At 56.8% G+C, this 12,899-nt stretch carries 11 protein-coding genes; 5 read left to right on the forward strand and 6 right to left on the reverse strand.

All coding sequences use genetic code 11. The features are described from left to right. Positions 1–3: 3 nt before the first annotated feature. The 5 genes from AC2FFH_RS10050 (at position 4) to AC2FFH_RS10070 (ending at position 6,093) form a co-directional block, all read left to right on the forward strand. Positions 4–1,086, forward strand: a complete 1,083-nt coding sequence (locus AC2FFH_RS10050) for an ABC transporter ATP-binding protein (protein WP_496844334.1) — start codon at positions 4–6, stop codon at positions 1,084–1,086. A 457-nt stretch (positions 1,087–1,543) separates the two neighbouring features. Further along, positions 1,544–2,668: an extracellular solute-binding protein gene (locus AC2FFH_RS10055; protein WP_496766357.1), complete on the forward strand. Its 1,125-nt coding sequence runs from the start codon at positions 1,544–1,546 to the stop codon at positions 2,666–2,668. Between the two features lie 118 nt (positions 2,669–2,786). Further along, positions 2,787–3,899: an ABC transporter ATP-binding protein gene (locus tag AC2FFH_RS10060; protein WP_496844335.1), complete on the forward strand. Its 1,113-nt coding sequence runs from the start codon at positions 2,787–2,789 to the stop codon at positions 3,897–3,899. Positions 3,900–3,910: 11 nt separating this feature from the next. Next, positions 3,911–4,831: an ABC transporter permease gene (locus AC2FFH_RS10065; RefSeq protein WP_496766359.1), complete on the forward strand. Its 921-nt coding sequence runs from the start codon at positions 3,911–3,913 to the stop codon at positions 4,829–4,831. Next, a complete protein-coding gene (locus tag AC2FFH_RS10070) occupies positions 4,828–6,093 on the forward strand; it encodes an ABC transporter permease (protein ID WP_496766362.1) in 1,266 nt (421 codons plus the stop codon). The genes AC2FFH_RS10065 and AC2FFH_RS10070 overlap by 4 nt, the downstream gene beginning before the upstream one ends. A gap of 37 nt (positions 6,094–6,130) precedes the next feature. On the opposite strand, the gene AC2FFH_RS10075 is transcribed toward AC2FFH_RS10070, so the two are convergent. Genes AC2FFH_RS10075 through AC2FFH_RS10100 form a run of 6 tightly spaced genes read right to left on the reverse strand, consistent with a single transcriptional unit; the run spans position 6,131 to position 12,877 of the window. Beyond that, positions 6,131–8,047 (reverse strand): beta-galactosidase, encoded by a 1,917-nt coding sequence (locus tag AC2FFH_RS10075; RefSeq protein ID WP_496766364.1) that lies wholly within the window; start codon positions 8,045–8,047, stop codon positions 6,131–6,133. Then, the gene (locus AC2FFH_RS10080; protein ID WP_496766366.1) at positions 8,044–8,904 is read right to left on the reverse strand and encodes an SMP-30/gluconolactonase/LRE family protein; all 861 of its coding nucleotides are present in this window, start codon (positions 8,902–8,904) and stop codon (positions 8,044–8,046) included. The genes AC2FFH_RS10075 and AC2FFH_RS10080 overlap by 4 nt, the downstream gene beginning before the upstream one ends. After that, positions 8,901–9,506: a 2-dehydro-3-deoxy-6-phosphogalactonate aldolase gene (locus AC2FFH_RS10085; RefSeq protein WP_496844337.1), complete on the reverse strand. Its 606-nt coding sequence runs from the start codon at positions 9,504–9,506 to the stop codon at positions 8,901–8,903. Before AC2FFH_RS10085 ends, AC2FFH_RS10080 begins: the two co-directional genes overlap by 4 nt. Next, entirely contained in the window at positions 9,503–10,396 is an 894-nt protein-coding gene (locus tag AC2FFH_RS10090; RefSeq protein ID WP_496766370.1) for a 2-dehydro-3-deoxygalactonokinase, read from the reverse strand. Before AC2FFH_RS10090 ends, AC2FFH_RS10085 begins: the two co-directional genes overlap by 4 nt. A gap of 4 nt (positions 10,397–10,400) precedes the next feature. Continuing rightward, complete coding sequence (locus AC2FFH_RS10095) at positions 10,401–11,168, reverse strand: SDR family NAD(P)-dependent oxidoreductase (protein WP_496766372.1); 768 nt, start codon at positions 11,166–11,168, stop codon at positions 10,401–10,403. Further along, a complete protein-coding gene (locus AC2FFH_RS10100) occupies positions 11,168–12,877 on the reverse strand; it encodes an IlvD/Edd family dehydratase (protein ID WP_496844338.1) in 1,710 nt (569 codons plus the stop codon). Before AC2FFH_RS10100 ends, AC2FFH_RS10095 begins: the two co-directional genes overlap by 1 nt. Positions 12,878–12,899: the final 22 nt, after the last annotated feature.

Consider the following 12,899-nt stretch of genomic DNA (forward strand, 5'->3'; position numbering starts at 1 on the left):
GTTATGTCTGAACTCAATCTCACGGATGTTGCCAAAACGTATGGCAATGTTGATGTCTTAAAGAACATTAACCTCGACATCGAACGCGGTGAATTGATTGTATTTGTCGGGCCTTCGGGTTGCGGTAAATCCACGTTGCTGCGTATGATTGCGGGGCTAGAAAAGATCACTGGCGGAACGCTTGAGATCGAAGGCCAGGTGATGAACGACGTGCCGCCAGCGCAGCGGGGCATTGCGATGGTTTTCCAAAGCTATGCCCTGTATCCGCACATGACGGTACGCGAAAATATGGCTTTCGCATTGAAGATCGCCAAAATGCCATCGGACGAGGTCGACGCGGCGGTTGATCGCGCCGCCCGTATCCTTCAGCTGGAACCGTTTCTGGATCGGCTTCCAAAGGCCCTTTCTGGTGGCCAGCGGCAACGGGTTGCAATCGGTCGGGCGATCGTGCGCGATCCAAAGGTCTATCTGTTCGATGAACCGCTTTCCAATCTTGACGCAGCGCTGCGCGTCGCGACCCGCATTGAAATCGCGCGTCTGAAAGAGGCAATGCCCGACAGCACGATGGTCTATGTCACCCACGATCAGGTCGAGGCGATGACATTGGCCACACGAATTGTCGTCCTGGCCAACAAGGGGATCGCACAGGTTGGCACCCCTCTCGAACTATACGAAACGCCTGACAATGAGTTTGTCGCGCAATTTATTGGCTCACCTGCAATGAACCTTTTGCCGGGGGTCATCACGCAGACTGGTGAGCGCACCGTCGTAAAACTGGATGGTGGTGGGACCGCGGTGACCAGCATCCCAACCGACGCAGCTGACGAGGGTAAACAGGTAAATATCGGAGTGCGTCCCGAAGACTTTCACCCCGTTGAAAGCAATCCGATTATGGAAGGGATTGTGGACTTTACCGAAGCACTTGGCGAGGTCACGCTGTTGTATTTTGCCGCCAAGGACGGGGAGGACCCCACAATCGCAAAACTGCCGGGGGTCCAAAAAAACATGCGGGGCCAAACCGTTGCCGTTTCGGCAGATCCGGGCAAGGTTCACTTGTTTCACCAGGGCCTGTCCATGAGGAAGTGACCGCGAGCGGCGCATGATGATCGAAAGGTGCGGCACAGTACGCGAATGCCGCTTACTGCACAGTTTGGAACGTTGTCTGTGCCCCGCAGTGGTAAGTCCCGAGGTCTGTGTGCGTTTCCAAATGCATGCAGTTTATGACTGTTTTTGACGTGAGTTCTTTCGGTCGGGCATGGCAAATACTTCTTTTCCCCTTTTGAATTGCGGCGCAAAGCCTAGTCCCGAGCTTGACGGGCAGCCGTGTCAATTTCTTACGAAACATTGCCAAAATAAGCTGCTCCGGTCTCAAAATGTGACTGCGATCCCAGGGGGTAACTAACCATATTTGCTAGATTAAATCGCAATCTGGATATACGAAATTGCCAATCCGTCACTTTTGGCCTGACAATGCCCCCGCAAAGTTCTAGCGTGGCAATCATAATAACAAAACAACACAGTCCAATAACGGGAGAACCATAATATGGCTGAACGGAAAACCCTTTCCAGACGCTCGATTCTGAAAGGCGCGGGTGCGGCTGCCCTTGCTGCGCCGCTTTACAGCAAAAGCGCTCTGGCATCTTCGGGTGAAATCAACATTCTGATGTGGTCGGACTATCTGCCGCCCGCATTCCTGCAAGAGTTTGAAACTCTGACCGGAATCAAGGTGAACTATACCGGTATCGGGTCGAACGAAGAAATCATCAACAAGATGAAGGCCACCAAGGGCCAAGGCTTTGACATCGTGTCGCCGACGAACAACCGCTCGCTTCAGTGGGGGCCGCTGGAACTGTTGCAGCCCTTCGACATGAACAAGGTTCCGATTGATCTGGTGAACCCTGCGATGGCGCAGATCGGCACCGACGCCTGGAACTTTGCTGACAGCGGCGTGCACTGGCTGCCGCATATCTGGGGTACCGAAGGCATTGCCTACCGCACCGACCTGTGGCTGCCCGAGGGCGACGCCCCGTCCTATGGGGACGTCTGGTCCGAAGCAAACGCAGGCAAGACCATGGGTCGCGCACACTCGATGATGCTGGGCGCGGGACTGTATATGGAAGCCTCTGGCGAGATGGAGCCTGGCTCTGTCTGGGCCGCGTACGGCGACGAAGACACCATGCGCAAGGTCTGGGGCCAAATCACTGACTGGTGCGTCGAGCGGAAGAACCGGATCAAGCTGATCTGGAACGATGCCGACACCCAGAAAAACGGCCTGTTGAACGAAGGCGTTATTGTCGGCCAGACCTGGGATGGTCCGCCGCTGGCGCTGAAATCAGCGGGTGAGCCGGTGCACTATCAGGCTCCGGTCGAAGGTGCGATGGCATGGGTCGACGGTATGTCGATGCCGACCGGTGCGCAGAACATCGATCAGGTTTATGCCTTCATTGATTTCGCCTATCAGGCCAAGCCTGCAGGTGTCGCCATCGATAGCCACGGCTACAACTCGCCAGTTCTGGGTGCCGACCAATATGCGGGCGACACCTACAAGAAGAACTTCGCTGAGGCCTATCCGGGCGACTCGCTGGCAAACCTGAACCCATGGCCTGCTGAGGCTCCGTGGTATGCCGAAACTCGGACCGAGTTCGTCAACAAGTTCAAAAGCGCCTGATTGCTTTGACAAGGTGCCCTCCGCCACTGTGCGGAGGGCTATCAACCCGCATGCCACAAAGGCGTGACGGACGCTATTTCGGTGCGGTCATGGACTGTACCTGACGGAGATACCAAAAATGAGTGCAGGGGTCGGTGTAGATCTTGAGAACCTGTGGATCCGTTTCGGTGATTTTGTTGCCGTGAGGGATGCAAACGTGAACATCAACGGGGGCGATTTCTTTTCGTTTCTCGGTCCCTCGGGGTGCGGCAAAACAACGATCCTGCGGGCAGTTTCGGGCTTTCTTGAACCAAGCGAAGGCAAAGTTCTGATCGGCGGCAAGGATATGCGGGGCATCGGCCCGAACAAACGCCCGACCGCCCTGATTTTTCAGAACCTCGCGTTGTTCCCGCTGATGAAAGTGTGGGAAAATATCACCTTCTCATTGGAGATCAGTGGCGCAAGCGCAAAAGAGCGCCGAAAGCGTGCCGATGAGCTGCTGGACATGATCGCGCTGCCCGATCAAGGTGACAAGCTGCCAAGTGAACTGTCCGGCGGTCAGCGACAACGGGTTGCCATCGCCCGCGCGCTATGTGCGGAACCGGATGTACTGCTGCTGGATGAGCCGTTGTCCGCGCTGGACCTCAAACTGCGCCAGCATATGCGCACCGAGCTGCGTGAGATTCAAAAGCGCGTCGGCATCACCTTCATCTATATCACCCACGACCAGGGCGAAGCCTTGACCATGTCAGACAATATCGCGGTCATGCGGGCTGGTGTCATCGATCAAATCGCCGATGGCAAGACCATCTATAATGATCCCAACACTGCATTCGCCGCCTCTTTCGTAGGTGAAAACAACGTGTTCCGCGGCAAAATTAAACAGATAATGGGGAACGAAGCGCTGATTTCAACAAACCGGTCTGGTGAATTGGTTGCACGTATCTCGACCGCCAACCAAGGAAAGCTGAAAGTGGGCGATGACGCCATGATGTTCATTCGCCCCGAAGCTTTTGCGATCGCTGCCGATGGCGCATCAGGAGATCACTTTGTCACCGCGCGGGTGAACCACGAAGAATTCGAAGGTAACGTCTTCAACATCTTCACCGAAGGTGACGGCGGTAAAGAGATCAAGGTGTCCTTGCCAAATCTCGGCCAATCCTTCGATGACCACACAGGCCAAAACATCACGTTGGAATATGAGACTCGCAATGCGGTTCTGGTTCCGGCGGGTGATTTGGCCGCAGAATAAGGGGGCCTTCTATGCCAGGCTTCCTGAAAGAATTCTTCAACCGAAACGGCATCGGCATGGGCGCCGCAATATTGGGTCTTGTCCTGTTCTGGACCATTGGCCTGATCATTCTGCCCCAGCTGTCGATGCTGGATTTCTCCTTCCGTCCGAACCTGCCACCGCCCGAGATTGGCGGGCCTAAGGACGTTTATACGCTGGAGAACTACAAATACCTGATCTATGGCCCCGAAGGCGGCAGTCAGTCCTATAATGCAGTCGACCTGAGGGTCTTTTTTCGCACACTGCTGGCCGCAGTCTGTGTGACGGTCTTCAACCTGATCCTCTGTTACCCGATCGCTTACTACCTGGGTCAGTCCAAAGGCAGCCACATTCGCATCTTCGCGATCATGCTGATCATCCCATATTGGATCAACGAGATTTTGCGCGCCTTTGCCCTGCGGATTATCTTTGGTGAGACCGGTGTTTTGAATACCCTGTTCGTGGGGCTGGGCATCTGGGATACGCCGTTTGACTTTATTCGCAATGACATCGCGCTCTATGCGGGTCTTGGCTATGCCTACATCCTGCTGATGATCTTCCCGATGTACAACGTGATCGAAAGTCTGGACAAAAACCAGATCGAGGCCGCGCGTGATCTTGGTGCGCCATGGTGGCGAATTCACTGGCGTGTGGTCATTCCTTACGCCAAGCCGGGCATCAGCTCGGGCTGTACCATGGTGTTCATGCTAAGCGCCGGTGCGCTGGCCGCGCCGCAAATCCTGGGCGGACCGTCAAGTCTGTGGTTCACGCAGCTGATTTACCAGCAATTCAATGACAACAATGACTGGCCGCAAGGTGCTGCCTACGCCATCGTTCTTCTGGTGACCTGTATCCTGTTCGTGCTGGCGATGATGCGCCTGTTCAAGGTGAACATGGGGGATATCGGGAAATGAATAATTCCTTCCTTCGTGTAAGCATCTGGGTCTATCTGATCATCTTCTTCCTGTACCTGTTGGGCCCGCTGGTAATCATGTCGGTCACGGCCTTCAACTCGTCGGCTTTCCCACGGATGACGCCGTGGGAGTGTCTGACCTTCCAGTGGTTCGGCGAGCTGTTTCAGGATCAGCGTATCCTGAACGGCATCAAGAACTCGCTGATCATTGGCGCCGGAACGGTTGTTCTGTCGGTGGCGATGGGTCTGGCCGGTGCGCTGATGCTGACCCAGATCTGGCCTAAGTTACGGGCGACCTACTATACGATCATCATCGCTCCGATCCTGATCCCGGGTGTTGTTCTGGGCATCTCGACTTTGGTGTTCTGGGATCGGATCAACCGGATGCTGGGACTGGGTGCAGATAGCTTCCTGTCCAACGGTATCTTCCTGACGGTAATCGGCCAATCTACCTTCATTGCAAGCTATTGCATGTTGGTTCTTGTGGCGCGCCTGCAGCGTTACGATGTGGCATTGACCGAAGCGGCACTGGACCTTGGTGCAACGCATGCTCAGGCTTTCCGCAAGATCCTGTTGCCCTTCATGCGTCCTGCGATTGCCTCGGCTGCAGTGCTGGCGTTCCTCGCTTCGTTCGAGAACTACAACACCACCACTTTCACCTTTGGTGAATACCCGACGCTGACGATCGAACTGGCGCAAAAGGTGCGCTACGGCATTACGCCTGCCATTTCGGCTCTGGCCTTCATCATCGTGGCACTGACAGTGTTCTTTGCCTTGTTGAACGAAGCCAAGCTCAAGCGTCAGGAACTGGTGGCCGCAGCCCGCAAGAGCGCCACAGTTGAGGAGCTGGCCGGCAAGATTAAGCTGCCCAGCTTCTTTGCTGGCAACATGGCGGCTGTCTTGCTGGTTGTGTTTGCGGTTGCGACGATCACTGTCGTTGGCACCGCAACGGCCTACAACCCCGGCCAATGCATCGCCAATGTGAAAGAGCAGAAACGCCTAGAAGCCGAACAGCGTATTCAAGAGCTGCGCAAGCAGCGCGAAGAACAGCGCAAAAAGCGTGAGGCCGAAGAAGCCGAACAAGGTGGTGCGCAGCAATCCACACCGAAACCGTCCAACAACAGTGGTTTTGGCAACGTCTTCGCGCCGAATGCTCTGGGTGGCGACGCGGAAGAGGAGAGTTCGGATACTGAAACTCCACCTTCAAACAACGGTGGTTTCGGGGGCGCGTTCGACCCCAACAGTCTGCAGACTGACCAGTAGGTTTCGGAGCGAAATCCAAAACCAGCGCCCGGAGAGGTTATTCCTCTTCGGGCGCATCTTTCTGCGTGAGTGCTACGTCACAGGCGTCAACGACGTCACCGTTCCATGCGACCGGTTGCGCGTTGTAGTTGATTAGGAAAACATGCGTGGCCGTCTCGCGACGGCGCAACCCCTTGGGCATCGGATGAAGGGCAACGTCGGTTTTGCGCGCGGCCATTTCAACAACCCGGTCCCATAATGTGTCATCCGGGAAACCTGCCAGATACCAAAGACGATTTTCACCCAAAAGCGCAGGGGTGCCGTCTGCAAATGTCAGCAAATTGGGGGCAGTACCCGAAACCCTGTCGATCCAATGTTGCGCCGCGCCGCCGCCTTCAACGCCACGGCGGATGTTAGGCGGCAGTGTCTCGACCAAATCGACGTCGCATTTCAGACCGTTCAGACCGGGTCGTGCCCGAGGAATCTGGAAATCATGTGTGATCGCCCCGCTGCGTGGACCCAGGATGAGCAGATCACTGACCTCCGCCAATTGTCGCTCCAAATTGTCGCTCACGGTGGCTATCCCCGGAGCAAGGATGAACTTGTAGCCAACACGCGGAATGTTGGTTGAGGACACGAAGTCCACAGACAAGCCAGCCCGCCGCAAGGCGCGATACGCCGAGAAAACCAGACGGAAATAGTCAAATCCCGCCCCCTGAGGCTGTGTCGACCAAGCCCAATCCGAGGCGTAGTCGAACAGGATGGCCACCTGGGCCTGTGTTTGCACAACGTTGCCTATTTCTGACAACGCGTCCGAAGTCTGCTTTGCCTCGGTCAGGGCCGGGGCAGGGCGGTTGTTGGGTGTCAGCAACCCCGCATGCATTTGCTCTTGTGCAAACGGGGCCTGCCGCCAGCGGAAATAGCTGACGACCTCTGCCCCGTGCGCCACTGCCTCAAGCGACCAAAGCTTAACCATTCCAGGTAGTGGTGCCGGATTGTATGGTGCCCAATTCACCGGGCCGGGTTGCTGCTCCATCACCCACCAACGGCCTCGGCCGACCGCGCGATACAGGTCATGGTGAAATGCCTGCATGTCCGGGTCGCCCTGCTGAAGAAAGGCGGTTTTGTGCGCTTCATCCGCCTCTAGCCGGTCGGAGAGGAAGCCGATTGGGTAGCTGTCCCATGTGGCGATATCCAGATCTTCGCCAACCTTGAAATGGTCGAAATCCAGCACTCGGCCCATATAATTGTGCAACAAAGGCGCATCGGTCAAGGCGTGCAGTACATCTGCCTGGGCTTTGTTATACGCAACGACCTGATCCGAACTGAAACGCCGGAACGCCAGAACATGCGCCGGGTTGGGTTCGGTCACTGTCAGATTGGGCAGATCAATCTGGTCGAAATCGCGATACTCCATCGCCCAGAATATGTTGCCCCATGCCTCGTTTAGCGCGTCAATGCTGCCGTATCGATCCTTTAGCCAAAGCCGAAAGGCATGCAGAGCGGCGGGGCCGTAACTGACGGTCGTATCGTGACAACCATATTCATTGTCGATCTGCCAGGCCGCAACATGCGGGTTTTGCCCGTAGCGCTCGCCCATGATCCGGGCGATGCGGACGGATTCCTGGACATAACCCGGATGGCTAAAACAATAATGCCTGCGTGAGCCGAATTTGCGGGGGTTTCCTTGCGCATCCACCGCCAGCATGTCGGGATATTTCTCAAGCATCCAACGCGGAGGTGTCGCAGTGGGCGTCCCCAGCACAACCTTGAGCCCAGCCGCCCCCAGCGTGTCGATTGCACGGTCCAGCCAATCCAACTGCAGCTCACCGGGAACTGGCTCCATTCTGCTCCAGGCAAACTCACCGATCCGGACCCAGCTTATGCCAGTTTCGACCATTCGAGCCGCGTCTTCGGCCCACATGGCCTCGGGCCAATGTTCCGGGTAATAGCAAACACCAAGTTCTGGTTTCATAGAAGGACTCTGTGTTCTGCTTGGCCTGTGCCCGCGTCCAATGCGCCAAAGGTCATGCCATTGGTTGGTTGTGCTTCAACAGTGTCTGCGTCCAACCCCTGACGGGCAGTGGTGCAAAACAGCGTCGTCAGATCGTCGCCGCCAAAGGCGGGACAAGATGTATGTGCGGCCTGAAACGAGACCGCATGCCGAAACCGTCCGTTCGGTTCGTAGCAGGCGACACGGTTTGCCCCCCATTGGGCGATCCAGATATTGCCTTCTGCGTCGACCACAGCACCATCGGGGTAAAGGCCATCAGCGCGCAAGTCGAGAAACACCGTGCTATTGCCTTCGGGCCAGCCCATCTCAGCCTCCAGCGAGCAGCGCCTGACCTGTTGTGTGACTGTATCGGTGTAATAGACGCAGGACCTGTCTGGGGCAAAACAGATCGCGTTCGAGATTGTGACCTCGGGCACAAGCAGGCGCAGCTCACCCTGCCAGTACCGATAGATCGCGCCAGCCTGCTTTTCAGCGTTCTTTCCCATCGTCCCGATCCAGAACCCGCCCCACGGGTCTGCGCGCCCGTCATTGGAGCGGGTGTCCGGGTTGTTCGCCTCAAGCGAGACGATCAGGTCTTTTTGACCGCTGTCCAAACCAAACCGCCACAGACCGGTTTCCGATGCCATCACTATTGTATCCCGGTCCACCCAACCTGCCGCTGAGACATGTTCCGAAAACTGCCAGCTGTGTTGCTCGCCCGCTGTCTGCGTCATCAGACGTTTGTTGATGATGTCGAACCAGAACAGTTGCTTGCGTTCAGGATGCCACAGGGGCCCTTCGCCTAACTCACATGGACGGTCGTCAAAAACAAAGCTCATCCAGCTGCCTCGTCATAGGCAGCGACGATCCGCTTGGCCTGACCGGCAATTTCCGCGACGGACATCCCCGGTTTGAACAGGGCCGATCCGATGCCAAACCCGTCTGCCCCAGCCTTGATCCATTCGGCGAAGTTCTCAGGTCCAGCGCCACCAACGGCATAGACCAAAGTCCCCGATGGCAATACAGGTCGCAGTGCGGCCAATCCACTTGGCCCGGCAGTGACACCCGGGAACAGTTTCAATCCCGTCGCGCCAGCCTTAAGTGCCGCAAACGCCTCGGTCGGGGTATAGACGCCCGGCCAGCTTTGCATGTTTAGTGCGACAGAACGCACAATGACCTCGGCGTCATAATTCGGGGAAACGATCAGCTTACCGCCAACTTGCGCAACGGCTTCGACCTGTTCGGGGGTCAGAACCGTGCCAGCGCCGATCAGAGCTTGATCGCCGAATGAGCTGGCCAACGAATCAATGCTGTTCAGCGGGTCAGGCGAATTCAACGGAACCTCGATCTTGTCGATACCGGCTTCGATCAGGGCATGACCCACATCGACGGCTTCTGCCGGTTGCAAGCCACGCAATATGGCGATGATGGGGCGGTTCATGCGGTTTGCCTCGTTAGTTTACGGGCCTGCGACAGGCCTGCCAATGTGCATTGGGTTGCGCTAGCGGTGTCCACGAAAGCACCCTGCAGTTGCAACGCGCCCGCATAGATTTGGGAAATCCCTTCAGCGCCGATGATTGCCAGCTGCTGCCCCAACCAATAGGGGCGTGTTGCGCCCAGTTCAGCCCCGATCAAGAGCCCGGATAATTTTGCCCGGGCTGTCCCCTTGTCCTGATCGTGCAACAAATCCGCCGCCCGCAGTCCAAACAGACGTGCAGCCAATTGTTCGGGTTTTGACAACGTGTCTGCCGTAGCTTCTGCAAAGGCATCGGCGTCCCAGCCGTCACCGACCGAATGCTTGAGCACTGATTGCTCGGAGAGAAGCTCAAACATCTCACCTGTCATGAACGTTCGAAAGCTCACGACTTCTCCTGCGCTGATCTGAACCCATTTTGAATGCGTCCCGGGCAGGCAGATAACCCCGTCCCAGTTCGGGCGGGTTGCCAGAAAGCCAGAAATTTGAGTTTCCTCGCCGCGCATCACATCCGGCGGTGCGTTCTGCTTCAGCCCAGGCACCACGAATGCGCGTATCCGGGCATCGGTACCGGGTACCCGTATAGGCGCATCAGGCAGTGGCGCTGACGGGACGGCCGAGTAGGGGGCTTCGACCCAGCCTTGCCGCGCACCGACCATGCCGCAAGCCACAACATCGACAGGTTCAGCGCCCAACCAATCTTCGATAAGGTCCAGCAAGACAGATTGGAAGTCATCTCTACTCAGACGCGCCATGCCGCGGTCAGACTGCCTTTGCGCCAGTACGGTGTCGGACTGCATAGCCCAGGCCCGCAGTTGGGATGTTCCCCAGTCGACGGCTATCCACTCTGCATTCATGGCCTTACCCCGTTACCACAACGCCGCCATCGACGGCCATGCACTGTCCGGTCATCGCGCGGCTGGCATCCGAGGCCAGGAACAATGTCGGTGCGATCATGTCTTCGGGCGTCAGGTGTTCTTTCAGGCACTGGCGCTCCAAATGCGCTGCCAAGTCATCCGGCGTCGCCCACATATCAAGTTGCTTTTGCGTCAAAACCCATCCGGGAGCCAGCGCATTGATACGGATTTTTTTCGGCCCCAACTCGCGCGCCAATGATCGCGTCATCCCCGTGATACCGGCATTCGACGTCGTATAGATAGGGTACCCCGCATTCCCCATCATGTAGCTGATCGAGCTGAAGTTGACGATTGAACCCCCTTTGCCAGTCATTTGGCGCGCAGCCTCCTGACAAGCGAAGTAGTAGGCCTTGAGGTTCACCTCAATCATCCAGTCCCAGAACTCGGCGGTGGTTTCCTCAAGCGAGTGACGCTTGTCGTTAGCGGCGTTGTTGACCAACACATCCAAAGGTCCATGTGCCTCGGCAGCCTTTTGCATTGTGGCGTGCAGCAATTCGGTATCCGTCATGTCGCCCTGCATGAACAGCGGCGCGCGGCCATGTTTGTCTCGCATTTCCTCAATGAATGCGCTGGCGTCCGAGCGGCCGATAAAGGCAACGTTTGCGCCCTGGGCCAAAAAACCGTCTGTCAGTGCGGCCCCTACACCAGAGCCGCCGCCGGTAATATAGACCGAGGCGCCGTTGAGGTCGTGGAATGTGGCTGGATTGTCCATCAGTGGCTCTCTCTGGTTACAAGGCGCGTGTCTTTGCCAACGAGAAAATCAAGGTCCGCGCCTTTATCGGCCTGTAGCACGTGGTCGATATAGAGTTTCGCGTAACCGCGCGTGTAGTGCGGATCGTCCGGTTGCCACGTGGCACGGCGGGTTTCCAGTTCCTTTTCATCGACCAGCAGCTCTAATTCGCCCTTGCTGGCGGACACGCGGATACGATCGCCGGTTTTGACAAGGGCCAAGGTGCCTCCGGCTTGCGCCTCGGGGCTTAAATGCAGGATCACGGTGCCATATGCAGTGCCTGACATGCGCGCATCCGAGATACGGATCATGTCGCGCACGCCTTCTTTGATCAATTTTCCGGGGATTGGCATGTTCCCGACTTCGGGCATGCCGGGATAGCCCTTTGGGCCGCAACCCTTCAGGACCAGAATGGTTTCGGACGTCACTGGCAGATCATCCCGGTCGATATTGGCTTTCAAATCCTCGATGTTCTCGAAAACGTAGGCCTCAGCTTCGGTTTCCAGCAGCGTATCCGTCGCGGCCGAAGGTTTCACAATGGCCCCGTTGGGCGCGAGGTTTCCGCGCAGCACGCGCAATCCCGCGGCGGGTTTCACCGGATTGTCGAAGGGGCGGATGACGTTGGGGTTAAAGCATTCTGCCCCCTCAAAATGCGCCGAGATATCTTTGTTCAGAACGGTTTTTGCAGGGCGCAGGAAGGGTTTCAACTCGTTCAGAACCACGGGCACACCGCCTGCGTAGCAGAAATCCTCCATCAGGTATTTCCCTGAGGGCATGCAGTTCACCAGCAGCGGGATTTCCGACCCGATTTCAAAGTCTTTCAGCGCCAGGTCTACCCCCACGCGGCCCGCCAGCGCGAGTAAATGCACCACTGCATTGGTCGAGCCGCCAACGGCTGCATTGGCCAGAATGGCATTTTCGAACGCTTCCTTGGTCAGGATGTCCGACGGTTTTAAATCTTCGTCCACCATCTCCACAATCCGTTTGCCTGTCAGATGCGCCAGCGCCATCCGGCGGGCATCAACTGCTGGTAGGGCGGCGTTGGTTGGGAGGGACATGCCCATTGCTTCGACCAACGATGCCATGGTCGAGGCCGTGCCCATGGTCATGCAGACCCCGGCGCTGCGTGACATGCCGGACTCGGCATTCATGAAGTCCTTCAGTGTCATCTCACCAGCGCGCACAGCTTCTGAGAATTTCCAAACATCCGTGCCCGAACCAATGTCTTTTCCCTGGTACTTCCCATTCAACATCGGGCCAGAGCTGACCACGATAGAGGGCAGATCTACCGAAGCGGCCCCCATCAGCTGCCCCGGCGTGGTCTTATCGCAACCACCCAACAGGACTACGCCGTCGATGCCATAGGCGCGAATAGATTCCTCGACATCCATTGCCAGCAGGTTGCGGAACAGCATGGCGGTGGGCTTCATTTGGGTCTCGCCCAGCGACATGACGGGAAATTCGACCGGAAACCCTCCAGCCTCCCACACGCCGCGTTTGACACCTTCGGCCAGATCACGCAGGCCCGAGTTGCAGGGTGTGAGTTCCGACCACGTGTTGCAGATGCCAATGATCGGACGACCATCGAAGGCGTGATCAGGAAAGCCTTGGTTCTTCATCCACGATCTGTGGATAAAGCCATCCTTGTCAAGCTTGCCATACCAATGCTGAGATCGGCGTTTTTTTGTCATTATTTTCAGCCTTCTTAAATTG

The sequence above is a fragment of the Ruegeria sp. YTSC003 genome (genome assembly GCF_059609785.1).

Bases quoted from the DNA above. Each gene is read 5' to 3' on its own strand.
- AC2FFH_RS10070 (WP_496766362.1), top strand. From the start codon at position 4,828: ATGAATAATTCCTTCCTTCGTGTAAGCATCTGGGTCTATCTGATCATC.
- AC2FFH_RS10095 (WP_496766372.1), bottom strand. From the start codon at position 11,168: ATGGACAATCCAGCCACATTCCACGACCTCAACGGCGCCTCGGTCTAT.
- AC2FFH_RS10100 (WP_496844338.1), bottom strand. From the start codon at position 12,877: ATGACAAAAAAACGCCGATCTCAGCATTGGTATGGCAAGCTTGACAAG.
- AC2FFH_RS10075 (WP_496766364.1), bottom strand. From the start codon at position 8,047: ATGAAACCAGAACTTGGTGTTTGCTATTACCCGGAACATTGGCCCGAG.
- AC2FFH_RS10080 (WP_496766366.1), bottom strand. From the start codon at position 8,904: ATGAGCTTTGTTTTTGACGACCGTCCATGTGAGTTAGGCGAAGGGCCC.
- AC2FFH_RS10065 (WP_496766359.1), top strand. From the start codon at position 3,911: ATGCCAGGCTTCCTGAAAGAATTCTTCAACCGAAACGGCATCGGCATG.
- AC2FFH_RS10060 (WP_496844335.1), top strand. From the start codon at position 2,787: ATGAGTGCAGGGGTCGGTGTAGATCTTGAGAACCTGTGGATCCGTTTC.
- AC2FFH_RS10090 (WP_496766370.1), bottom strand. From the start codon at position 10,396: ATGAATGCAGAGTGGATAGCCGTCGACTGGGGAACATCCCAACTGCGG.
- AC2FFH_RS10055 (WP_496766357.1), top strand. From the start codon at position 1,544: ATGGCTGAACGGAAAACCCTTTCCAGACGCTCGATTCTGAAAGGCGCG.
- AC2FFH_RS10085 (WP_496844337.1), bottom strand. From the start codon at position 9,506: ATGAACCGCCCCATCATCGCCATATTGCGTGGCTTGCAACCGGCAGAA.
- AC2FFH_RS10050 (WP_496844334.1), top strand. From the start codon at position 4: ATGTCTGAACTCAATCTCACGGATGTTGCCAAAACGTATGGCAATGTT.